Below are 23,479 nucleotides of genomic sequence, written 5' to 3'. Positions count from 1 at the left end.
ATGTCTTGGTAACACCGCGTCATCGTTCACGGCGAGGTTAGCCGTCGATCACCCAGTAGAGCCGTTCCGACACGCACGCAGGTCGAACCGAACCTGATCGCCCGTTCGAGATCCGCCGTCATCCCCGCGGATATCACCCTGGCGTGCGGGTATTGGCTACGCAACCGGCCCGAAGCCTCCTCCAGGGAGGCGAACGCACGGTCCGGATCCGTGTTCAACGGGGCAACGGCCATCACACCGTGCAACTCCAGCGCCTCGGAGGCCATCACTCTTTCGGCGAGCGCATCCCGCTCGTTCGAGACGACGCCGCCGCGTTGTGGATCTCCGTCCAGGCTCAGCTGGAGGAGCACGGACAACCGTTCCGACCGTTCACCGCCGTCCAGAGCACGTGTCACGGCCGCGTCCAGCGCGTCGACGAGGCGTTCCGAGTCCACCGACTCGACCCGGAATGCCCATTCGGCGACCGATCGGGCCTTGTTCCGCTGCAGCCGGCCGACCTGATGCCACCTGGCGTCGACCTCCGGCCGCAACGCGGCGACCTCCGGGACCTTCGCGGCGGCCTCCTGCGGGCGGTTCTCACCGAAGCCGCGCAGCCCCAGATCGAGCAGGAGCGCCACGTCGCTCGCCGGCCGGTACTTGGTGACGGCGAGAAGCTCGACCTCGTCCTCGGGACGCCCGGCTTCACGACAGGCGGTCCGGATCCGCTCGGAGACCGAGGCCAACGCGGCCGCCAGATCGGCGCGCCGCGCATCCGGCACACCGTGCTCCGTCATCGGGGATCCAGCCACGTGACCGCGGCCAACCGACCCGTCCGGCCCTCGCGGCGATGCGAGTAGAGCTGCGCGTCCTCGACCGTGCACCTCGGGTCCACATCCACCTTGATCACGTTCAGTGATCGAAGTTGGACACGCAAGCCCCGGCGCAAATCCAATCCGGGTGAACCGTCTCGCGTCACACCGCCGCTACCGGGCAACAATCCGTGAACATCGTCACGCATCTGGGCGGGTACCTCGTAACACCCGCCACAGACAGCCGGCCCCAGGAGCACCTCCGTGCGCTCCGGACGCGCCCCGAGATCAGCCATCGCGGCCAGCACCGAGGGCACCACACCCTTCGAGGCCCCGACTCGACCCGCGTGCGCGACACCGAGCACCCCGGCGAGCGGATCGGCGAGCAGGACCGGCACACAGTCCGCCGCGAGGACAGCGAGCGCGAGCCCGGGCCGATCGGTGACGAGAGCGTCCACACCGGCGACCACCTCGTCGGTGGGGCCGGTCACGACGGACACGTCGGTGCCGTGCACCTGACGCATCCAGACGACGGAATCGGCGGCCAGACCGATCGTCGCGGCCAACCGCGAACGGTTGGCCGCGACGGCGGCAGGGTCGTCACCTACTCCGTCGGAGAGGTTGAAACTGTTGAACGGGCCGCGGGACGCCCCGCCGGCCCGGGTGGTGACCACCCGGCGAACGCGCGGAGAGCCCACTTCGGCTCACCTTCGCATGAAGGGTGGGACATCCACCTCGTCGTCGTCGAAGTCCATCACCCGCCGGGCAGCTGCCGGCGGGGCCTGGGGCGACTGGGTGGACTGATGGGGCGTCCCCTGTGGCGGAATGCTCGGACGAGGAGCATTCACCGCGGGAGAGGTCGCACTACCCGGCGCGGCCGCCCCGCCTCGAACCGCGCTGGGCGGGTCAGACGGCGGGTTCGCCTGTCGCTGGGGGGTTCCGTGCGAGCCCGCGCCGCCCTGCGCCTGTCCGCGCGACGGCGGGCTCGCTTGCCCGCCACCACCACCCCGGAACGCACCGGGATCGAGCTTCTTGTGCGTCGGCGTGCCCGCGTCGAACCCGGCGGCGATGACCGTGACCCGCACCTCGTCACCGAGCGAGTCGTCGATCACCGTCCCGAAGATGATGTTCGCCTCGGGGTGCGCGGCTTCCTGGACCAGCGAAGCCGACTCGTTGATCTCGAACAGGCCCAGGTCGGACCCGCCGGCGACGGACAGCAGCACGCCACGCGCGCCGTCCATCGACGCCTCGAGCAGCGGCGAGTTGATCGCCTTGCCCGCGGCGCTCACCGCCCGGCCCTCGCCTCGCGCGGACCCGATGCCCATCAGGGCACTCCCGGCTCCGGACATGACGCTCTTCACGTCGGCGAAGTCCAGGTTGATCAGTCCGGGTGTGGTGATCAGGTCGGTGATGCCCTGAACACCGGACAACAGCACCTCGTCGGCGGACCGGAACGCGTCCATCAACGAGACGCCCACGTCGCCGAGCTGCAGCAGGCGGTCGTTCGGAATCACTATGAGCGTGTCGCACTCGTTGCGCAGCTCGGTGATGCCGTCCTCGGCCTGGCCACCGCGCCGTTTCCCCTCGAAGGTGAACGGACGCGTCACCACACCGATGGTCAGCGCACCCAGCTTGCGCGCGATGCTCGCCACCACAGGGGCGCCACCGGTACCGGTGCCACCGCCTTCGCCCGCGGTCACGAACACCATGTCGGCGCCCTTGATTACTTCTTCGATCTCTTCCCGGTGGTCCTCGGCCGCTTTGCGACCGACCTCCGGATTCGCGCCGGCACCCAGACCCCTGGTCAGCTCACGACCGATATCGAGCTTGACGTCCGCGTCGGACATCAGCAGAGCCTGGGCATCGGTGTTGACAGCAATGAACTCGACGCCCTTGAGCCCGACCTCAATCATGCGGTTTACCGCATTTACGCCGCCGCCACCGATACCGACGACCTTAATCACCGCAAGATAGTTGTGCGGGGGCGTCATGCGCGGCACCTTCCTCACTGGCCTTACTCTCTACAACCCTCAACAGGAGACTGAGAGTTATGTCAGCCGTCTGCCTCGCAACTGAACGGTAGGGTCGCTTCCGCCCCTGGTCCAGCAGGCGCGCCGGTAGTCCCACCCGCATGCGAGTGAGGTTTCTCAGCGGCGGATGGTCGGCAGGTCCGGAGCACTCACGTCATAGAGCGAACCGTGTTGGCTCAGCAGCACCACGAGTACCGCGGCCTTGCGTGCCGAGTCGTCGGGCGAGCCCCATTTCACCTGCTTGCCGCCGACCAGTTTCAGGGTCACGTCGGAGGGGCCGTCGGCCTCCACGACCTGCACCTTCTGCCGTACCTCGGGGGCCAGCGAGGCCAGAACGGCGAGGCCCGAGGTGGTCGCGGCATCGCCGGGGGCGACCCGGTCCGCGACCAGTTTCGGCAACGGCGGCGGGGACTTCGGCGCAGCCTGATAAACGGTGCCCGTGCTGTCGACGAGCCACGGCCCGTTCGCCGAGTCGGTCAGCGCGACCGGGGTGCGTCCGGTCACCTCGAGCCGCACCGTGTCCGGCCAGTGTCGGGATGCCACGACCGAGGCGACCTGCGGAACCGTTCCGACCCCGCGCTGCACCTCGTCCAGGTCGACCGCCAGCAGCGCGGTCCCCGCGTGGATCCCGGTGGCCGCCCTGACGACGTCCGCGTTCACCTCGGGCGGCGCCTGGACCTCGATCGAGGCCACCTGGAACTTCGCGACGTGCAGGAGCATCGCGCGCCCGCCGAAGATCACTCCGAGCACCGCCGTGACCACCAGCAGCACCAGTGCCAGCAGCCGCCTGCGTCGATAGCGCGCGCGGTCGTCGGCGGGGCGCATCGGGGGGCGTGACGCACCGACCGGACGGTCGGCGACCAGCCCCGCTCCCCGACCCGACCGCGCGGTCATCGCGCCGGCTCTCCGGACACGGTGGCGATGTCGTTCTGGTCGTTCTCCCGCCGGGTGAGCTCGACGAGAACCTCTGGGCCCAGCACCGTCACGTCACCGGCACCCATCGTGATCACCAGGTCGCCCGCCTTCGCCAGACCGGCGAGCACCTCGGGGACCTCGGCCCAGCGCGGCACGTAGTGCACCTGGTCGGCGGGCAACCGGACGGCGTCGGCGACGAGCGCGCCGCTGACTCCGGGCTCCGGGTCCTCCCTGGCGGCGAACACGTCGAGCACCACGACCTCGTCGGCCAGCGCGAGCGCCTGACCGAACTCGGTGCTGAACTGCCGGGTGCGGGAGTAGAGGTGCGGTTGGAAGGCCACCAGCAGGCGGCCCTCGGTGACCTCGCGCGCCGCCTTGAGCTGCGCCGCGACCTCGGTCGGATGGTGCGCGTAGTCGTCGTAGACCGCGACCCCCGCCGCCCGGCCCTTGAACTCGAACCGCCGACGCACACCGGAGAACCCGGCGAGGCCCTCCAGCAGTCCGGAGGCCGGAGCACCCAGCTCGATGCCGGCCAGCAGCGCGCCCAGCGCGTTGAGCGCCATGTGCTCTCCGGGCAGCGACAGGACGACCTCGTGGTCGGCCTCGGCGAGCCGCAGACCGACCCTGCTCCCGGTGCCGGCGCGGTCATAGCCGGTAAGTACGGCGTTGCCCGGCTCGGCCGGCGCGGTCCGTCCGTAGCGACGAACCCGGATCCCGGCCGCTTCGGCCTGGACCGCCAGACGCTCGGACCCGGGATCGTCGGCGCAGCTCACGAGAGCGCCGCCGGGGACGAGCCTGGAGAGGAAGTCCGCGAACGCCGTCGCGTAGGCCTGCTCGCTGCCGTGGTGGTCGAGGTGGTCCGCCTCGACGTTGGTCACGACCGCGACCCAGGGGCTGAACCTCAGGAACGACCCATCGCTCTCGTCGGCCTCGGCGACGAAGATCTCCCCGGCGCCGTGGTGCGCTCCGGTCCCCGCGGCCGCCAGGTCCCCGCCGATCGCGAACGACGGGTCGAGCCCGCAGTGCTGCAGTGCGACGGTCAGCATCGAGGTCGTCGAGGTCTTGCCGTGGGTCCCGGTCACACAGGCGACCCTGCGGCCGGTCATCAATGCGGCCAGCGCCTCCGCGCGGTGCACTACCGTCAGGCCCCGCTCGTGCGCGGCGACCAGTTCGGGGTTGTCCGCGCGGATCGCGCTGGACACCACGACGGTCGGCGGGCCGCTCAGCTGGTCGAGGTTGGCCGCCGCGTGCCCCACCGCGATCTTGGCGCCCTGCGCGCGAAGACCGAGGACGGTCCGCGAGTCCTTGGCGTCGGAACCGGCGACCTCCGCGCCCCTGGCCAGCAGGATGCGGGCGATGCCGCTCATGCCGGCACCACCGATCCCCACCAGGTGCACCCGATCGGTCAGCACGCTCGTCACGCCTCGCTCATCTCGCTCGCCACCTCGAACACCACTCTGGCCAACGCCTCGTCGGCATCGGCGTGCCCCGATCCACGAGCCGCCGCACCCATCGCGGCGAGTCGGGTCGGGTCGGTCAGCAGTCCGGTCAGTTCCTCGAGCACTCGGGTTCCGGTGAGCTCGGCATCGGGCACGAGCGTCCCGCCACCGGCGTTGACCACCGGCCCGGCGTTCAGCGCCTGCTCCCCGTTGCCGTGCGGCAAGGGTACGTACACCGCGGGAAGCCCCACCGACGACACCTCGGCGACGGTCATCGCGCCGGACCGGCACAGCACCGCGTCGGCCGCGGCGTAGGCCAGGTCCATCCGCTCCAGGTACGGCAGGCCGATGTAGTTCCCGCCGTGGCCGATCCCCGCCGGGACCGGCGCGGCGGTCAGCCCGGCTCCGTGACCGTGCAGCACCGAGATGCCCGACGCGAGCAGCCCGCCCAATGCCTCGGCCACCGCGGTGTTGAGCGTCCGCGCGCCCTGGGAACCACCGAAGACCAGCAGGACCGGCCCGTCGGCGGGCAGCCCGAAGTGCGCCCGGGCGCACGCGCGCAGCGCCGCGCGGTCCAGCCCGGTGATCTCGCGGCGCAGCGGGATGCCGATCTGCTCGCAGCCGGGCAGACCGTTGTCCGGTACGGCGCCCAGCACCCGAGCCGCGAACCGGGCGCCCACCTTGTTCGCCAGCCCGGCGCGCGCGTTCGCCTCGTGCACCACGATCGGCACTCGGCCGCGCGCGGCGAGGTAGGCGGGCAGCGCGACGTAACCGCCGAACCCGACCACGACGTCCGCCCGCACCTTGCGCAGCACCGCCCGGGTGTCGCGCACCGATCCGAGGACCTTGGTCGGCAGTTTGAGCAGGTCGGCGCTCGGCTTACGCGGCAGCGGCACCGGCGGGATGATCTCCAGCGGAAAGCCGCGTGCCGGGATGAGCGTCCGGTCCAGGCCACGTTCGGTGCCCAGCGCGGTGACCGTCGCGTCCGGCCGCAGGCGACGGATCGCGTCACCGAGAGCCAGCGCGGGTTCGATGTGTCCCGCCGAACCGCCGCCGGCGAGGACCACCGACAGCGGGCTGTTCGATCCGCTCATCGGTGCCCCCGCTGGCCCGGGACCTGTGCACGGGCGCCGCTCGCCCGCTGGCTGGGCGCGGTCCGCGACTGCGGAGGGGTACGCGGGCTCGGCGCCGTCGGGCGCGCGGCGGACCGCGCGATCGGCGAGCGATACGGCTCCGGCATGCGCAGACCGAGCAGCCGGGCGACCCGGCCCTGGCCGTGGGCGCGCAGCGCGGCGATGGCCTCGGGTTCGTGCCGGGCGGCATTGGCCAGCAGGCCGCCCACGAACATGGCACTCACTAGTGCGGAGCCTCCGGAAGAAACGAGTGGCAACGGAATACCGGTCACGGGAAGCAATCCCACCACGTAGCCGATGTTGATCGTTGCCTGCCCGGCCATCCAGACCGTCAGCGAGGAGACCACCAGCTTGAGCCACGGGTCGGTGTTGCGCGCCGCGATCCGCAGACCCACGTAGACCAGCATGCCGAACAGGACGAGCACCGCCACGGCGCCGACCATGCCCAGCTCCTCGCCGATGATGGCGTAGATGAAGTCGTTGTGCGCGTTCGGCAGGTAGCTCCACTTGGCGCGGCCCTGACCGATCCCCACGCCGAACAGGCCACCGTCGGCGAGCGAGTACAACGCCTGCTTCGCCTGGTACGCCGAACCCAGCGGATCGCTGGCGTCGGGCGACAGGAACGACGTGATGCGGCTCTGCCGATAGCCGGCGGACAGCCCGAGCATCACCGCGCCGACCGCGCCACCGATGCCCAGCGCCGCCAGCAGCCGCATCCGGACACCCGCGAAGAACAGCAGCGCCGCGACCACGATGGCCAGCGACAGCGCCGTGCCGAGGTCCGGCTCGATCACGATCAGGGTGAACAGCACCAGCGCCACCGGAAGGACCGGGGACAGCGCCTGGCGCCAGTTGCCGAGCATGCGCTGGCGCGCGGCGAGCACGTGCGCGCCCCACAGCGCCATCGCCACCTTGGCCAGCTCGGCGGGCTGGATCGAGATCGGGCCGACGACGAACCAGCTGCGCGCGCCGCCCCTGACGTGGCCGAGCCCGGGGATCAGCACCAGCACCAGCAGGATCACCGACAGGATCAGCGCCGCCGGTGCGAGTGCCCGCAGGACCTTGGGCGGAATCCGCATGCCGATCCAGAACACGACCAGTCCGGCGAGGCAGAACAGCAGCTGCCGGGCGAACACCGAGTAGGACGAGCCGTCCGCCTCGAAGGACTCGACGCTGGACGCGGACAGCACCATCACGAGTCCGACGAGGGTCAGCAGGCCGAAGACGCCGAGCACGATGTGCAGCGAGGTGAGCGGCCGCGCCAGCCAGGCGGTCACGGCGGCCCGGACCTTCGCGGCGTGACCCGCCGCGGTGGGTCCGGCCGGCTTGCGTGTCCTGGTGGCCGTCGTCCCTCGGGCTCCGGCGGGGGCCGAACCCCGCCCCTCGGCGCTCACCGGTTTCCCGACGGCGTACCCGACCCGCTCTTCCGCAGGCCGGAAGCGGCGTCCGCGAACGCGAGCCCCCTGGCGGCATATCCGGTGAATTGGTCTAACGACGCAGCGGCTGGGGCAAGGAGGACTACATCACCTGGGGCAGCCATAGCGGCGGCCCGTCGTACCGCGTCCGTCATGGGTTCATGCTCTCCCGGCAGAACTTCCTGCACGGGGACATCGGGGGCGTGTCGCAACAGTGCGTCACCGAACATCGCCCGATCGGTGCCCATTAGGACTACGCCGACCAACCTATGTGCGTGTTGATGTATGAGTTCTGTAACCGACGCGCCCTTGAGTTGGCCGCCGGCGATCCACACCACGCGCCGATGCCCGGACAGTGCGGCGTCCGCCGCGTGCGGGTTCGTCGCCTTCGAGTCGTCCACGAACCGCACGCCGTCGACCGTGGCGACGACACTGCCCCGGTGCGGTCCCGGCCGGAACGCGCGTAGTCCGGCCGCGACCTCGCCGGCGGTCAGATCGGCCGACCGGGCGAGCGCGGCGGCGGCCAGTGCGTCCAGCTGCGCGGGCGGCCCGGTCAGCGGCAGCTCGTCGACACCGAGCAGCTCGACGACGCCGTCGCCGAACGCGTTGTCCACCAGCGTGCCGTCGACGACACCGAGCTGCCCACGGGCCGGGGCGCCGAGTGTCACCCCGATCCGGCGTTCGGCTCGCGAGGCCGCCAACGCGCCGGCGGCGAGCGGGTCGTCGGCGCCCGCGACCGCGACCTGCCCGGTCAGCACACGTGCCTTCGCCGTGAGATAGCCGTCCATGCCGCCGTGCCAGTCCAGGTGGTCCTCGGCGATGTTGAGCAGGCAACCGGCGGCCGGGCGCAGCGACGGCGACCAGTAGAGCTGGAAGCTGGACAGCTCGACCGCGAGCTCACGATGTCCGGCGCGCACGGCCTCGATCACCGGTGTGCCGACGTTGCCGCACGCGATCGCGTTCCGGCCCGAGGTGACCAGGATCGACTCGAGCATGCCGACCGTCGTGGTCTTGCCGTTCGTCCCGGTCACCGCGAGCCAGCGTGGTGCGGGACCCTCGGCCGCCGGGCCGCCCGGCGCTGTCCACCGCCAGGCCAGCTCCGGTTCCCCGATGACCTCGATGCCGGCGTCGGCGCTCGCCTTCAGCAGCGGGGCGTCGGGCCGCCAGCCGGGGCTGGTGACGACCAGTTCGGTACCCGGTGGCGGAACGTCGAGACCTACCTCCGCGCGAGCACCCTGGGGTAGCTCGGTGAGACGGTCCGCGCGCCCGTCGGTGACCGTGACGAGCGCGCCCAGTTCGACCAGCGCCTCGGCGACGGCCAGACCGGACACACCCGCGCCGGCGACCAGCACGGGGCGGCCGCGCAGGTCGGTCAGCGACCGGTGGTCCGGGGCCCCACGTTCGGCGGCCACTAGCTACCGGCCTGGGTGGCCAGCCACTCGCTGTAGAAGATGCCCAGACCGATCGCACAGCACATCGCGCCGAGCAGCCAGAAGCGAATGATGACCGTGGTCTCGGCCCAGCCCGCCAGCTCGAAGTGGTGGTGGAAGGGCGCCATGCGGAACAGTCTCCGCCGGGTCGCCCTGAACACCAGGATCTGCAGCGACACCGACAGCGCCTCGACCACGAACACGCCGCCGATGATGACCAGCAGCAGCTCGGTGCGGGTCACGATGGACAGGCCACAGATCAGCCCACCGAGCGCCAGCGAGCCGGTGTCACCCATGAAGATGCGCGCGGGCGCCGCGTTCCACCAGAGGAACCCGACGCAGCCGCCCATCGCCGCCGCCGCGAGCAGCGCGATGTCCAGCGGGTCCCGGACCGAGTAGCAGCCGGGTGCGACCGCGAGCGAGCACAGGTGCCGGGCCTGCCAGTAGCCGACGAACACGTACGTGGCCAGCACCATCGCCGACGTACCCGCGGCGAGACCGTCCAGGCCGTCGGTCAGGTTCACCGCGTTCGACCAGGCCGTGACCAGCACGTAGCAGAACACGATGAAACCGAGCCAGCCGAAGGACAGCACCAGGATGTCCCGGACGAACGACGGCCGGACCGATGCCGGGGCGAGCCCGTTCTCGTTGATGAACCGCAGCGCCAGCACCGCGAACGTGATGGCCGTGACCAGCTGGCCGACCAGCTTCGAGGTCTTGTTCAGCCCGAGGTTGCGCTGGCGGCGCAGCTTGATGAAGTCGTCCAGGAAGCCGACCAGGCCCAGCCCGGTGGTCAGCAGCAGCACCAGCCAGGCCGACGCGCTCGGACCGCCGCTCTCACCCGAGGTCAGGTGCGCGGCGAAGAACCCGACCCAGATGGAGATCAGGATCGCCACCCCGCCCATGGTCGGGGTGCCCCGCTTGGACTGGTGGCTCGCCGGCCCTTCGGCCCTGATCTCCTGCCCGAAGCCCTGGCGGGCGAAGAACCGGATCAGGTAGGGGGTCAGCAGGATGGAGATCGCGAGGGCCACCCCGGCGGCGACCAGGATTCCTCTCACCGGTCACCGTCCGTCGAGGCGTCACTCGGCGCGTCCGAGGCGAGCAGCCCGGCGGCGACCCGCTCCAGGCCGACTGCCCGCGAGGCCTTGACCAGCACCACGTCACCCGGCATCAGCCGGTCCCGAAGCACCTCAAGGGCCGTCGCCACGTCCGGCACGACCATCGACTCCTCTCCATAGCCGGTCTGATAACCGGCTGAACCCACCGCGAGCAGCTGCCGTACCCCCAGGCCGGCGGCCAGCCGTCCGATCTCGACGTGGGCCGCCGCACTCGAGTCACCCAGCTCCGCCATGTCGCCGAGGACCGCCCAGCTCCGGCGGCTCTCACCGGTGATGGCCACCAACGCCTCCAGCCCGGCCCGCATCGACTCCGGATTCGCGTTGTACGCATCGTTGATCACCGTCACGCCGTCGGGGCGCTCGGTCAGCTCCATCCGCCAGCGCGACGCGGGCTCGGCCTCGGACAGCAGGTCGGCCAGCTGTTCCAGCTCCGCACCGAGCTCGAGCCCGACGGCGGCGGCCGCCAACGCGTTGCTCACCTGGTGCGCGCCGACGAGCTGCAGCTCGACGTCGGTGTCACCGACCGGCGTGTGCAGCCGGAACTGCGCTCGGCCCAGCTCGTCCAGCTCGACCTCGGTGGCGCGGATGTCAGCGGACTCGCTGTGGACGCCGAAGGTGACCACTCGTGCGGCGGTGCGGGAGGCCATCGCGGCGACCCGCTCGTCGTCGGCGTTGAGCACCGCCACTCCCCCGCGGGCCGCCGGTGGCAGTGCCTCTACCAGCTCGCCCTTGGCGACGGCGACGGCGTCCGCCGATCCGAACTCACCGAGGTGAGCGCTCCCGACGTTCAGGACGACACCGATGCGGGGCTGCGCCACCGCGCACAGGGCGGCGATGTGGCCCCGCCCGCGTGCGGCCAGCTCCAGTACGAGGTGCTGGGTCACCCGGTCGGCGCGCAGCACGGTCCACGGGTGTCCGAGCTCGTTGTTGAACGACTCGGGCGGCGCCACCGTCGGTCCCAGCGCGCGGAGAACACCCGCGACCAGGTCCTTCGTCGAGGTCTTCCCCGACGAGCCGGTCAGGCCGACGATCTCCAGCGCCGGCAGCCTGCGCACCACCTCGGCGGCGAGCAGGCTGAGCGCGGCGAGCACCGCGTCGGCTTGCTCCTCCGGGGTCGCGCCCGGCTCGCCCACCAGTACCGAGGGCGCGTCGACCGGCCGCGCGGCCAGCACACCGACCGCGCCGGCCGCGTGCGCGGCGGCGGCGAAGTCGTGGCCGTCGACCCGCTCGCCGGGAATCGCCACGAACAGTCCGCCGCCGGTGAGCGCCCGGGAGTCGAACTCCACCGAGCCGGTCACCAGCTCCTCGCCGGTCGCCTGGTGCAACCGGCCACCGACGGCGCTCGCCACCTCGGCAAGCGTGATCGGAATCATCGGTCGCCCTCCCGTGCCTGGATGGCGATCCGCAGCTCCTCGACGTCCGAGAACGGTCGCACCACGCCATCCACCTCCTGACCCGTCTCGTGGCCCTTACCCGCGACCACCAGCACATCTCCCGGCGCGGCTCGTGCCACGGCGGCGGCGATCGCGTCGCGCCGGTCACCTATTTCCAGCACCTCGCCGATCGGTGGCGCGGCGAGTGCGCCGACCCGCATCGCGGCCCGGATGGCCGAGGGCTTCTCGCTGCGCGGGTTGTCGTCGGTGATCACCAGCAGGTCGGCCCGGCTCGCGGCCTCCGCGCCCATCAGCGGGCGCTTGCCCGCGTCCCGGTCACCACCGCAGCCCAGCACGACCAACAGCCGCCCGGCGCCATTCAGCCTGACCCGCAGCGTGTCCAGCAGCGCCGCGACCGCGCCCGGCTTGTGCGCGTAGTCCACCAGCGCGAGATACGGCTGACCGACGTCCACCCGCTCCAGCCGCCCCGGTACGGCCGCCTCGGCCAGCCCACGAGCCGCGACCGCGGCCGGGACACCGACCTGGTCCAGGCAGGCCAGCGCGAGCATCGCGTTGGCCACGTTGAAGGCACCGGGCAGCGGCAGCATGATCGGTGTGCGCGCACCGGACGGGTCGATCGCGGTGAAGCGCTGCGTGCCGTCGGCGGAGACCCGGACGCCTTCCGCTCGCCAGCCGGCGTCGACCCGGCCGGCGGCGGACACCGTCACCTGCCCGGGCTTGTCCTCGCTGAGCAGCCGGCGGGCCCACTCGTCGTCGGCGTTGATCACCTCGACCGAGGCCCGGCCGTCGAACAGCAGGGCCTTGGCCTCGAAGTAGGACTGCATGTCGTGGTGGTAGTCCAGGTGGTCCTGGGAGAGGTTGGTGAACGCGCCGACCGCGAACCTGGTGCCGTCGACCCGGTGCTGGGCCAGCGCGTGGCTGGACACCTCCATCGCCGCGTGGCTGACCCCGCGCTCCAGCATGATGGCGAACAGCGCCTGCAGATCGGGTGCCTCGGGCGTCGTCAGCGAGCTGCCCCAGCGTTCGCCGGCGATCGTGCTGCGCACCGTGCCGATCAGCCCACTGGTCACTCCGGCGGCACGCAGAGCCGCCTCGATCAGGAAGGTCACGGTGGTCTTGCCGCTGGTGCCGGTGACTCCCAGCACCCCGAGCCGGGACGTCGGATCGCCATAGACGCGGGCGGCGAGGAGGCCGAGCACGGACCTCGGGTCCTCGGCGACCAGAACCGGGACGCCCGCCGACCGCGTCGACTCCCGGGTCGCGCCGTCGGAGTCGGTGAGCACCGCCGAGGCACCCGATGCGACGGCCTGAGCGGCGTAGTCGGCGCCGTGGACGCGGGCGCCGGGAAGCGCCGCGAACAGGTCACCGGAGCGCACATCCTGAGTGCGGAGCGTGACGCCTGTCACAGCGCCTTCCACCGATGGCGCACCGATCAGCGCGGCCAGCTCCACCAGGCGGGTGGGCTTGATCGCCTCGGGTCGCGGGGACGCCGTGTGGGCGGTCGCGATCGGGGACGGGGACATGTCGCGGAAGGCTACCGGCATAGTTTTTTTCACTCGCGACGCGATCACGTGGTTTGACCGGGTGGTGGCACAGCGGTGACTCGGAGTGCTCAGGGGACGACCAGCGGGACCATCGGGGTGGGCTCCGTGCTGACCGGGATCCGGTCGCGTTGGGCCAGGCCCGAGGCGATCTGGTGGAACAGCTCGGACGCGTCCTGACCGTGGGTGGGGGCGTCCAGCATGATCGCGGCCACGTACCGAGGGTGGTCGGCGGGGAACATCCCGGCGAAGGTGATCCAGTACGTGTTCGACGAGTAGCAGCCACACGCCGGGTTGACCTGCTGAGCGGTGCCGGTCTTTCCGGCCACCTGATAGCCCTCCACGGCGGCTTTGACGCCGGTGCCGCGCTGGACACCCTTGCCGTCCTGGGTCACGGCCGTGAGCATGTGTCTGAGCTGCTCGGCGACCTGTGGGGACACCACCCGCACCGGAGCGGGTGCCGGCTCGGCGTGCCGGGCCCCGTCCGGACCGACGGTCGCGGCGAGAATCCTCGGCGGCACTCTCAGACCGTCGTTGGCGACCGCCTGGTACATCCCGGCGAGCTGCAGGACCGTCATGGACAGGCCCTGCCCGATCGGCAGGTTGCCGAACGTCGAACCCGACCAGCTCGCGCGCGGCGGCACGCGGCCGGGGCTCTCACCGGGCAGCCCGACCTCGGTGCGCTGGCCGATGCCCATGCGTTGCAGCATGTCCCAGAACCGGTCCGGCCCGATCTGCTGCGCGGTCATCAGCGTGCCCACGTTCGAGGAGCGGGCCAGGATGCCGGTGAGGGTGAACTTCTGGGTCGGGTGCACCCAGGCGTCGTGGATCGTCCGGTCGGCGATCTTGATGCTGTCCGGGACGTCCTTCACCGTCATCGGGTTGTCCATGCCGGACTCGAGCGCCGCGGCCATGGTCACGATCTTGTTCACCGAGCCGGGCTCGAACGGGGTGGTCACCGCCGCGTTGCCCAGCTGCGCGCCCGGGGCCGACAGGTTGCGCGGATCGAACGTCGCGCTGTTCGCCAGCGCGCGCACCTCACCGGTGGCGGCGTCCAGGACCACGGCGCTGCCGTTCTTCGCACCGTGCGCCGCCACGTAGGCGGCCAGCTGCTGCTGCACGCTGTACTGCAGGTCTGCGTCCAGGGTGAGCTGCAGGTTCGACCCGCCGACGGCCGGCTTCTCCGCCCGCTCGCTGCCCGGGATGACCGTGTTGGACCCTTCGGCGGTGTCCACCATGCGGAATCCGTCGGTACCGGCCAGCAGGTTGTCCTGCGAGGCCTCCAGACCGACGACCCCACGCAGCTTCTTCTTGTCCATGTTCCAGGACGCGGCACCCAGGACGTTCGCGGCTAGCTCACCACCCGGGTACTGGCGCGATTCCCTGGCCTCCTGGGTGATCTCCGGGAACTTCTCCGCCACCGCGCGGGCGGCGGCCGGTTCGACCGAGGGCACGAGGATCACGTACGGCCTCGGGGTGTTCAGCGCGGCGTACAGCTGGTTCGCGTCGGCACCGGTGAGCCGCGCGATGGTCAGTGCCATGTCGGTCTTGCGCGCGGTCGCGTTGGGCCCCTGGTCCCGGGAGATCTGTTCCGGGTTGGCGGTCAACGCCTTGGCTTGAACGCTGAACGCCATCGGCGTGCCGTTGCGGTCGAGGATCGCGCCCCGTTCGGCGGGCAGCGCGAGTCTCGTGACCCGCTGCTTGTCACCGTCGGCACGCAGCTGGGGCGCCTGGAACGTCTGCACGGTGACGAGCTTCAGACCGCAGATCACCAGCAGCGCGACCATGATCATCCGGCCGATGACGAGACGCCTCGCCGGGTCGACCCGGAAGCCGTCGCCGCCCCTCGGGCGTCGCCGGGGAGGCCCTGGCGGCGGCTTGGGGCGCGCTCTGGGCCTGGTTGCCGTGCCCATCAGTGCCCGGTCCCACCGTTCACGACCATCGGCACGCCGGCGATACCAGGCTGGATACCCCGCTGGGTCTGCTGCGCCGGCTGCTGCTCAGTACCCCTCGGCTGCTGAGCCGTCTGCTGCTGAGCCGTCTGCTGCTGAGTGCCCCGCGGCGGGCGCGCGGCTGCCTGCTGCTGGATCTGCTGCTGGGTCTGCTGGGCGGCCGACGGCTGCTGTGCGGCCTGCTCCAGCTCCGCCTGGGTCTGTACCGCCTGCTCCGAGTCCTGCTCCGGTGCGGGCACGACGCCCGGCTGGGCGGCGGCCTGCTGCGCCGGAGCCGCCGGTGCGGTCTGCGGTGCGGCGGGAGCCGAGGGCTGCGCAACCACAGGCGCGACGCCGGGGGCGGTCACCGTCGGCAGCGGCGGCGCGAGCGGGGCGGGAGGCGCCGTCGCGACGGCGGCCTTCGGGGTGCCGACGACGGTCACCTCACCGTTCGGTGCCGCGACCAGGCGCGCCACGTCGGTGGCGGGCACCATGCCCAGACCAGCCGCGGCCTGTGCCAGCGCGGGCGCCGACTGCGTCGTAGCGATCTCCCGGCGCAGCGACTCACTGCGTTCGGACAGATCGCGAGTGGCCGAGCGGGCCGCGTCCAGACGGTAGGAGTCGGCGGCGGCGGTCGTGGACAACCACAGCGAGGTGACCAGCCCGACCCCGAGCAGCACCATGATCAGCAGAACGAACTGCGAACGCCCCGCCGAAGCCTCGGTCGGCTCGGTCCCGATGCGCTGCTTGCGTCCGGCCCTGCGTGCGTACGCCCGGCCGACCGCGCCGCCGGCGTCCCGAGGCGTCTCCGCCGACGTCCCGTCCCGCCCGGCACGACGGGTGGTGGGCCGCGTGGTCGTCCGGGTCCGTTCAACTGTGGGTGCACTCATGTCGTCTCCCGGCTCACGGTCGTGTCGGCCACTCGTTCACCCGCACGCAGGCGGACCGACGCCGCGCGGGGGTTTGCGGCGATCTCCTGCTCGTCGGCGCTCTCCGCGCCTCGGCTGAGCAGCCGCCACTGTGCTTCGTGTCCCGGAAGCTCGACCGGCAACCCGGCGGGTGTCCGGGAGCTGACTTCCTCGGCGAACGCCCGCTTCACCATGCGGTCCTCCAGCGAGTGGTAGGAGAGCACGACAAGGCGGCCTCCGACGTCGATCGCCTCCAACGCGGCCGGCAGGACGCCTCGCAGCGCCTCCAGCTCACCGTTGACCTCGATCCGCAGCGCCTGGAACGTCCGCTTCGCCGGGTGACCGCCGGTCCGCCGGGACGCGGCCGGCACCGAGTCGTAGAGCAGCTCCACCAGCTCCTGGCTGTCCCGGAACGGCGTCTGCTCCCGCCTGCGGACGATCGAGGAGACGATCCGCTTGGCGAACCGCTCCTCGCCGTAGTCGCGCAGCACCCTGATCAGGTCACCTGGGGCGTAGGTGTTCAGCACGTCTGCCGCGGTCTGGCCGGTGCTGGGGTCCATCCGCATGTCGAGCGCGGCATTCTTCGAGTACGAGAAGCCGCGCTCCACCTCGTCGAGCTGTAACGAGGACACCCCGAGGTCGAGCAGCATCCCGTGGATCCGGGGGATGCCGAGCCGGTCGAGGACCTCGGGCAGCTCGTCGTAGACGGCGTGCACCAGATGCGTGCGATCGGCGTACGGCTCGAGCCTGCGACCGGCGAGCTCGAGCGCCTGATGGTCGCGGTCCAGCCCGACGAGGGTCAGGCGGGGATGTGCCCGGAGCATCGCCTCGGCATGCCCACCGAGGCCGAGCGTGCCGTCCACCACGACCGCGTTCTCGGCCGCGATCGAGGGAGCCAACAGCTCCAGCACGCGGTCGAGCAGGACCGGTACGTGCTGGGACGGGGGCGGTGCGTGCTGCGGCGCTGGCCCGGACACCGGCGGCCCCCTTCTCCTCACGTCTCTCGAGCTCGCGCTACCGTTGATCCCGGATGTCTCGAGGTCTCCGCTCCCCTCCCGGCGGACCTGGCACCGGGGAAGGTGCGCCAGGGCCACCAGCAGCGGAGTGGAGGCCTCGAGACACCCGGATCAGGCATCTCGCGGCTGGTCCGCCACAGCGACTGCGGGTCACTGCGTCCAGACATCCGCACCGGCAGGTCAGAACATGCCGGGCAGTACTTCTTCCTGCGCCTGCGCGTACTCGTCCTCGTGTTGTTCCTGGTAGCTGTGCCAGGCCTGGGCGTCCCAGATCTCCAGGCGGTTGACCGCGCCGATGACCACACATTCCTTGCTGAGCCCGGCGTAGCGGCGCAGCTCGGCGGTGATCGGGATGCGGCCCTGCGAGTCGGGGTTCTGCTCGTCGGTACCGGCGAACAGGTAGCGCTGGTAGGCGCGGACCGATTCGTTCGTGAACGGGGCTTCGGCCACCTTGCGGGCGAGCTGCTCGAACACTTCGCGGGGGAACACGTAGAGGCAGTGGTCCTGACCCTTGGTGATCATCATCCCCCCTCGCAGCTCGTCTCGGTACTTCGCGGGCAGTGTCAGCCGGCCTTTGTCGTCGAGCCGAGGCGTGTGGGTGCCGAGGAACATCGGCACCGCCTCCCCTTGGCTCCAACGATCACCACATTACCCCACTTTCCACCACAGTCAACGAAGCAGCCCCCCTGTCACTCCGCCGAGCTCAGCGTTTCCCCAGCTCAGTGACGGTGGGGCGCGGTGGGGGCGCAGTGGGGGCCGTGGCCTGTCCCGCGCCGCTCGCGGCCGTCCCCCACCTCCTCCCCACCACGCCCCACCACAGGGCGACCTGGGAAAACGCCGAGTAGATCGGCTGGTACGACGGGGTGTGGGTACGGCGTGGGGAAGGGTGGGGGATCCGGGTGGAAGCACCGGGGAAGGTCCCGGAGAGGCAACTCCGGATCGCCAGGGGGTACCGAGCCGGTGACCACCGGAGCAGGGTTTGAAAGACTGCTGCAGGGCTTGCCCGAAAGAGGTGCCCGAATCACGCGCCAGAACCGGGAGGCCGCATGACGACAACGAGCAGCAGACCTGCGCCGATGTCGCTGACCGAGCTCGGTGACATCACCGGCCGCATCACCGAGAACATCCAGAAGGTCATCTCGGGTAAACCCGATGCGGTCCGGATCGCGCTCGTCACGATGCTCTCCGAGGGCCATCTGCTGATGGAGGACGTGCCCGGCGTCGGGAAGACGTCGCTGGCGAAGGCGCTGGCCAAGTCGATCGACTGCGCGGTCAGCCGAATCCAGTTCACCCCGGACCTGATGCCCAGCGACATCACCGGTGTCTCCATCTACAACCGCACCAGCACCGAGTTCGAGTTCCGGCCGGGCCCGATCTTCGCCAACGTGGTCATCGGCGACGAGATCAACCGAGGCTCGCCCAAGACCCAGTCCGCGCTGCTGGAGTGCATGGAGGAGCACCAGGTCACCGTCGACGGCATGACCTACCCGCTCGGCAACCCCTTCATCGTCATCGCCACCCAGAACCCGGTGGAGATGGAAGGGACCTACGCGCTGCCCGAAGCACAGCGCGACCGGTTCACCGCGCGCATCAGCATCGGCTACCCCGAGCCGCTCGCCGAGCTGGCGATGATCGACGGCCACGCCGCCTCGTCACCGCTCGAGTCGCTGTCCCCGGTGTCCGACACCCAGCAGATGCAGTCCGTCCTCGCGGCCGTGCGCGCGGTCCACATCGCCACCGAGCTACGGCGCTACGCGGTCGATCTCTCCTCGGCGACCCGCCGGATGCCGGAGGTGCGTCTCGGCGCGTCGCCGCGTGCCACGCTGCACCTGATCAGGGCCGCCAAGGCGCAGGCGGCGCTGTCCGGGAGAGACTTCGTGATCCCCGACGACCTGCACGCGATCGCCGTCCCCGTGCTGGCGCACCGGCTCGTGCTCTCCCCGGAGTCGCTCACCGCCCGCCGTACGGCGCCGGACCTGATCCGCACCCTGCTCGGCCGCGTCCCGGTGCCCCAGGCGCCGGGTGGCGGCCCGGGCATCTCCCGTGGCTGATGCACCCAGCGGCCTGAGCACGCTGGGTCGCTGCCTCATCGCGGCCGGCGTCGCGTCGTCGGTGTGCTCGGCCGCGTTGAACGAACGCGACCTGCTGCGGATCGGGCTGTTCGCGGTCGCGCTGCCGCTGCTCGCGGCGCTGCTGGCCGGCCGGACCCGGCTGGTGGTCAACGCGAACCGGTCCGTACGGCCGACCCGCGTGTCCCGGGGCTCACCGGTCGAGACCAACATCGAGGTGCACACGGCGAGCCGGCTGCTCGGCGGTGGCCTCGTGTTCACCGATGCGCTGCCGGACGCGCTGGGCACCTCGGCCCGGTTCGTCACCGCTCCCCCGCGCAAGAGCGACCCGCCCATGGAGCTGCGCTACCCGATCACCCCCCGGGTCCGGGGCCTGCACCAGATCGGCCCGCTCACCGTGCGGGTCAGCGACCCGCTGGGCCTCGTCGAGTACGAACGCGAGCTGGTCGGCAGGACCACCCTGACCGTGCTGCCGCGCGTCACGCCGCTGTCCGGCCTGCCCGACGGGTTCGGCCGGGGTGAGGGCGACTCCGGGTCGACCGGGCTGCGCCGAGGCCCGGGTGAGCACGACGCGCTGCTGCGCGAGTACCAGCCGGGCGACGCGCTGCGGACCGTGCACTGGAAGTCGACGGCCCGCCGCGACGAACTGATGGTCCGGCTGGAGGAACGGCCCTGGCACGGCGGCGTCACCGTCCTGCTGGACCGACGTGTGCAGGCCCACCGGGGCGCGGGCGCGGAAGCCAGCCTGGAGTGGGCGATCGAGCTGGCCGCGAGCGTCTGTCAGCATCTGCTCGCCCACGGCCGCACCGTCACCCTGGTCGCGGAGAACGGCGTCACCCTGGCTTCGGGCCGGGACAGCGACGCACTGCTCGACTCACTCGCCACGGTTCGCCCGTCCAACCAGCCGGGCCTGATCGCGCCGCCGGCCAACGGCGGAGAGCTGTTCGCGGTGCTCGGCGCGGTCGACACCCTCACGCTGGACCCGCTGATCAAGGGCGCGGGCGGACACGGCCACGCGGTCCTGCTCGACGTGCGTGCCTGGGCCGGTCCGCACGAGTCACGCAAGGACGCCGGCGTCGCGACGCCGGCGCGGGCACTGACCGACGCGGGCTGGACCGTCCTGGTCGGCAAGCCGGAGCGCGGCCCCGACAAGGTGTGGAACGAGTTCTGCCAGCGGCTGCCGGTCCGGTTGGGGACGGGGCGATGACCGCGCGGGGTTCCCGGTACCTGATCCCGATCACGGCCGGGCTCGCCGTGACGCTCAGCTCCACCTCGTTGAGCGGAGTGCTGCGCGGGGTCAGCTGGCTGTGGTTCGTGGCGCTGACCGTCGCCGTCGTCGTGCTCATCGGGCTGGTGCTGCGTGCCGTCAAGGTACCGACCGTGCTCGTGGTCCCCGCCCAGCTCGTCGGCCTGCTGTTGCTGCTCACCGGTCTGTTCAGCTTCACACCGACCCTCGGGTTCCTCCCCGGACCGAGCGCGGTGGGCGAGCTCGTCGCCCAGCTGGGTGTCGCCATCGGGCAGATCGAGAACGGCCTGCCCCCGGTTCCCACCACCTATGCGCTCGCGCTGCTCGTCTCGCTCGGGTTCGGGCTGGTCGCGGTTGCGGTCGACCCGCTGGCGATGGCTGGTCACGGGCCCGCGATCTGCGGCCTCGTGCAGCTCGGCGCCTATACGGTGCCCACCGCGCTGGCGCCCGTCGCGCTGCCCGGCTGGACCCTCACGGCCGGTGCGGCTGGTTTCATGCTGCTGCTGATGGTCAACCACCGGGAGCGCCAGGCCCGGCGGGGCATCCCGACCCGGCCCCCCATGCCTCTCACCCAGGGCGTACCCACCGCCGGCCAGCAGGCGGTCCGGAAGGTCCGGGGTGCGCTGCGCGCCGCGATCGGCGCGCCGATCGCCATCACCGTCACGGCGGTCGCGGTGATCGCCGCGCTGAGCATCAGCTCGCTGTTCACCGTCATCGGCACCACCGGACGCTTCAGCGGCGGGCACGGCAACAACGGCAACTCCTCGGGTTCCTTCGGCCTCAACCCGTTCGCGCTGTTGCGCGGCCAGCTGGAGCAGGACGAGCCCACCGAGCTGCTGCGGGTCCGCGGCCTGCCCGGCCCGGAGTACCTGCGAGCCCTCACCCTGAGCAGGTACGTCCCGCAACAGGGATGGCAGCTGGGGGTCAAGCGCGGTGCGACCGACCTGAACGGCAACCTGCCCACCGGACTGCCGGTTCCGGTCCGCAACCCGACGGCGCTGGTGCAGTTCGAGAACGTGGGGTTCCGCGACCGGTGGCTGCCCCTGTTCGGCCTGCCGATGGGCGTGACCGGTGTCATCGCCAACCGGTGGAAGTACGACGTGATCACCGGTACCGCCTACGCCGAGAGCGCGATCGCCGAACCTCGCTGGACGGAACGGGCCGCCCTGCCCAACCCCGATGTCGCGGCCCTGGAGCAGACCGAACCCGCGTCGGACGTCGACCCGATCTACCTCGACACCACCGGCATCGACCCCCGCATCACCCGGGTGGCCACGGCCGTGACCGCGCACGCACGCACCCAGTTCGACCGGGTGATCGCGGTGAACAAGTACTTCCTGGACCCGGTCAACGGGTTCCGCTACAACCTCAGGACCTCCCCCGGCAACAGCGGTGACGCGCTCGTCGACTTCCTGACCCAGACCAAGACCGGGTACTGCGAGCAGTTCGCGTCCGCGATGGCGGTCATGCTGCGCACCCAGGGGATCCCGTCCCGGGTGGCCGTCGGGTTCACCGGAGGCAAGAAGACCGACGACTACCAGTCGATCAGCACCGACGACGCCCACGCCTGGGTCGAGGCCTTCTTCCCCGGTCTGGGCTGGCTCCGATTCGACCCGACCCCGCTGAGCGACGGCCGCACCGTGGTCCCCAGCTATGTCGCCGACGCGCCGAACGTGCCGGTCGACCCGCTGCCCTCGCCCGCCGGACCGGGTGCGCCGCCGCCGAACCAGGCGGCGGGACCGACACCCTCGAGCCAGCCCGACGCACCGCCGAGCGCGGAACCCAAGCCGTCCCAGGACGGTCCGGACTCCGGTGAGCACAATCCTGACCCGCAGGCGCCGGTACCGGTGCCCTCCCAGGGCTCTCAGGGTGATCAGGGGCAACCTCAACCCTCGGGCGACCAAGGTCAGGACGATGGTGGCGACGGTTCAGGACCGGGCGACGGTCCCGGCGACAGCGGCGACGGCGGGGGTCCGTCCACGATTCCGGCCGGCCTGCTGCTCGCTCTCGGCCTCATCGGGCTGGCGCTGCTGGTCATCGCGATCGTGGCGGCGATCCCGGCGGCACTGCGCACGCTGCTGCGTCAGCGCCGCCTGCGGCAGGCGGCGCGCGGCGGCCCGGACGGGGCCGTTGCGGCGTGGCGGGAGCTGCTCGCCGAGTTCGAGGACCGAGGCGGTGAGCCCGCGGGCAACGACACGGTCCGAGGCGTCGCCAAACGGCTGGCCACGCAGCATCGTCTCGACCCGAGCATGATCGGCAACGTCCGCACGGTCGTGGGCGCTGTGGAGCGCGGCTGGTACGCCAAGCAGAGCGACCACCGGCCGGGCAGCGAGCTGGTCTCAGCCGTGACCACGATCCGGGGCGGCCTGGACCGAAGCGCACCGCTCACCGTCGCCGGCCGGGTGTGGCCACGGTCGATCCGTCCGAAGCAGGGCTGGCGCAGCCTGGTGGGCGCGGCCCAGTCCCCGCCGACCCGAGGCGACACCTCGACCTGAGTTCGGCGTGGTCCCGAGTCTCAGGCCCCGAGTTTCACCGCACAGCGACAGCGCCGTCAGCCCACATGGGCCGACGGCGCTGTCGTGATGGCTTCTTACTCCTGGTCGAAACGGCGGCGGAAGCGCTCTTCCATCTTTCCGCCGAACCGACTGCGCTGCTCGGGCTCGGCGTTCTTGGCCTGCTTCTTGCCGGCACCCACCGAGGTGATGGCAAGTAGCGCGCCGCCGAGCATCACCAGGAAACCGATGACGCTCACGACCGGGACGTTCGCCGCCCAGGTCGAGTGGACCGCAACGCCCACCACCAACAGGACGAGCCCTAGAACGAACAGGCCTAGACCCTGAATCCGGCGCCGACGACTCGGTCGTCGGAGTCGGCCCGCGCGCACGGTCGACGCAAACTTCGGATCCTCCGCAATGAGCGCGCGCTCAATCTGGTCGAGCAGCCGCTGCTCGTGCTCGGAGAGGGGCATGTCTTCGCCTCCGGCACAGGAACTGGCATCGGATGCCGCGCCGTGCCAACGCCATCCGACGAGCGCCCAGGAGCGGGCGTTATCTATGAGGATACGAGTCCAAGCCAGCCGCGACTACCCGGACCGGCAAAGAGGGAC

General features: G+C 71.3%; 19 protein-coding genes. 3 read left to right on the top strand and 16 right to left on the bottom strand.

Going from position 1 to position 23,479, the window contains the following annotated elements:
• Positions 1-26: 26 nt before the first annotated feature.
• From G406_RS0105160 to mraZ, 15 genes are all read right to left on the bottom strand, one after another.
• Positions 27-773, bottom strand: coding sequence for a YggS family pyridoxal phosphate-dependent enzyme (locus G406_RS0105160; RefSeq protein WP_156934683.1), 747 nt, complete (start codon positions 771-773; stop codon positions 27-29).
• Entirely contained in the window at positions 770-1,486 is a 717-nt protein-coding gene (gene pgeF / locus G406_RS0105155; RefSeq protein WP_037075154.1) for a peptidoglycan editing factor PgeF, read from the bottom strand. Before pgeF ends, G406_RS0105160 begins: the two co-directional genes overlap by 4 nt.
• Positions 1,487-1,492: 6 nt before the next feature.
• Entirely contained in the window at positions 1,493-2,779 is a 1,287-nt protein-coding gene (ftsZ, locus tag G406_RS0105150) for a cell division protein FtsZ (protein WP_028932999.1), read from the bottom strand.
• A 156-nt stretch (positions 2,780-2,935) separates the two neighbouring features.
• On the bottom strand, positions 2,936-3,712 hold the full coding sequence (locus tag G406_RS0105145; protein WP_051341653.1) for a cell division protein FtsQ/DivIB: 777 nt from the start codon (positions 3,710-3,712) through the stop codon (positions 2,936-2,938).
• On the bottom strand, positions 3,709-5,100 hold the full coding sequence (gene murC, locus G406_RS44720; protein WP_084215797.1) for a UDP-N-acetylmuramate--L-alanine ligase: 1,392 nt from the start codon (positions 5,098-5,100) through the stop codon (positions 3,709-3,711). The genes G406_RS0105145 and murC overlap by 4 nt, the downstream gene beginning before the upstream one ends.
• A gap of 50 nt (positions 5,101-5,150) precedes the next feature.
• Positions 5,151-6,266, bottom strand: coding sequence for an undecaprenyldiphospho-muramoylpentapeptide beta-N-acetylglucosaminyltransferase (gene murG / locus G406_RS44715; RefSeq protein WP_037075152.1), 1,116 nt, complete (start codon positions 6,264-6,266; stop codon positions 5,151-5,153).
• Positions 6,263-7,699, bottom strand: coding sequence for a putative lipid II flippase FtsW (ftsW, locus tag G406_RS44710; RefSeq protein ID WP_051341649.1), 1,437 nt, complete (start codon positions 7,697-7,699; stop codon positions 6,263-6,265). Before ftsW ends, murG begins: the two co-directional genes overlap by 4 nt.
• Positions 7,696-9,132 carry a UDP-N-acetylmuramoyl-L-alanine--D-glutamate ligase gene (gene murD, locus G406_RS0105125; protein WP_245607015.1) on the bottom strand — a complete coding sequence of 479 codons (1,437 nt, stop codon included), beginning with the start codon at positions 9,130-9,132 and terminating at the stop codon, positions 7,696-7,698. The genes ftsW and murD overlap by 4 nt, the downstream gene beginning before the upstream one ends.
• Positions 9,132-10,208, bottom strand: a complete 1,077-nt coding sequence (gene mraY / locus G406_RS0105120; protein WP_028932996.1) for a phospho-N-acetylmuramoyl-pentapeptide-transferase — start codon at positions 10,206-10,208, stop codon at positions 9,132-9,134. Before mraY ends, murD begins: the two co-directional genes overlap by 1 nt.
• Positions 10,205-11,641, bottom strand: a complete 1,437-nt coding sequence (locus G406_RS0105115) for a UDP-N-acetylmuramoyl-tripeptide--D-alanyl-D-alanine ligase (RefSeq protein ID WP_028932995.1) — start codon at positions 11,639-11,641, stop codon at positions 10,205-10,207. Before G406_RS0105115 ends, mraY begins: the two co-directional genes overlap by 4 nt.
• Entirely contained in the window at positions 11,638-13,185 is a 1,548-nt protein-coding gene (locus G406_RS0105110) for a UDP-N-acetylmuramoyl-L-alanyl-D-glutamate--2,6-diaminopimelate ligase (protein ID WP_028932994.1), read from the bottom strand. The genes G406_RS0105115 and G406_RS0105110 overlap by 4 nt, the downstream gene beginning before the upstream one ends.
• An 89-nt stretch (positions 13,186-13,274) precedes the next feature.
• Positions 13,275-15,116: a peptidoglycan D,D-transpeptidase FtsI family protein gene (locus tag G406_RS0105105; RefSeq protein ID WP_084215777.1), complete on the bottom strand. Its 1,842-nt coding sequence runs from the start codon at positions 15,114-15,116 to the stop codon at positions 13,275-13,277.
• Complete coding sequence (gene ftsL, locus G406_RS53660) at positions 15,116-16,024, bottom strand: cell division protein FtsL (RefSeq protein WP_051341648.1); 909 nt, start codon at positions 16,022-16,024, stop codon at positions 15,116-15,118. The genes G406_RS0105105 and ftsL overlap by 1 nt, the downstream gene beginning before the upstream one ends.
• Complete coding sequence (gene rsmH / locus G406_RS0105095; protein ID WP_051341643.1) at positions 16,021-17,019, bottom strand: 16S rRNA (cytosine(1402)-N(4))-methyltransferase RsmH; 999 nt, start codon at positions 17,017-17,019, stop codon at positions 16,021-16,023. The genes ftsL and rsmH overlap by 4 nt, the downstream gene beginning before the upstream one ends.
• Before the next feature lie 219 nt (positions 17,020-17,238).
• On the bottom strand, positions 17,239-17,670 hold the full coding sequence (gene mraZ / locus G406_RS0105090; RefSeq protein ID WP_028932991.1) for a division/cell wall cluster transcriptional repressor MraZ: 432 nt from the start codon (positions 17,668-17,670) through the stop codon (positions 17,239-17,241).
• Positions 17,671-18,134: 464 nt separating this feature from the next.
• Between mraZ and G406_RS44700 the strand changes: the two genes are divergently transcribed.
• Genes G406_RS44700 through G406_RS0105075 form a run of 3 tightly spaced genes read left to right on the top strand, consistent with a single transcriptional unit; the run spans position 18,135 to position 22,868 of the window.
• Complete coding sequence (locus tag G406_RS44700; RefSeq protein WP_051341641.1) at positions 18,135-19,109, top strand: AAA family ATPase; 975 nt, start codon at positions 18,135-18,137, stop codon at positions 19,107-19,109.
• Positions 19,102-20,334: a DUF58 domain-containing protein gene (locus tag G406_RS0105080; RefSeq protein ID WP_028932990.1), complete on the top strand. Its 1,233-nt coding sequence runs from the start codon at positions 19,102-19,104 to the stop codon at positions 20,332-20,334. Before G406_RS44700 ends, G406_RS0105080 begins: the two co-directional genes overlap by 8 nt.
• Positions 20,331-22,868, top strand: coding sequence for a transglutaminase TgpA family protein (locus G406_RS0105075; protein WP_028932989.1), 2,538 nt, complete (start codon positions 20,331-20,333; stop codon positions 22,866-22,868). Before G406_RS0105080 ends, G406_RS0105075 begins: the two co-directional genes overlap by 4 nt.
• Before the next feature lie 95 nt (positions 22,869-22,963).
• Here G406_RS0105075 and G406_RS0105070 read toward each other — a convergent pair whose 3' ends face one another.
• On the bottom strand, positions 22,964-23,341 hold the full coding sequence (locus G406_RS0105070; protein ID WP_028932988.1) for a DUF3040 domain-containing protein: 378 nt from the start codon (positions 23,339-23,341) through the stop codon (positions 22,964-22,966).
• Between the last annotated feature and the right edge of the window lie 138 nt (positions 23,342-23,479).

The organism is Actinospineispora spinosispora DSM 44797 (assembly GCF_000429025.1).
In the GTDB taxonomy this organism is placed as follows: Bacteria; Actinomycetota; Actinomycetes; order Mycobacteriales; family Pseudonocardiaceae; genus Pseudonocardia; species Pseudonocardia spinosispora.
The sequence above is the reverse complement of the archived record's forward strand: the minus strand, read 5'-3'. Positions and strand labels throughout refer to the sequence as shown.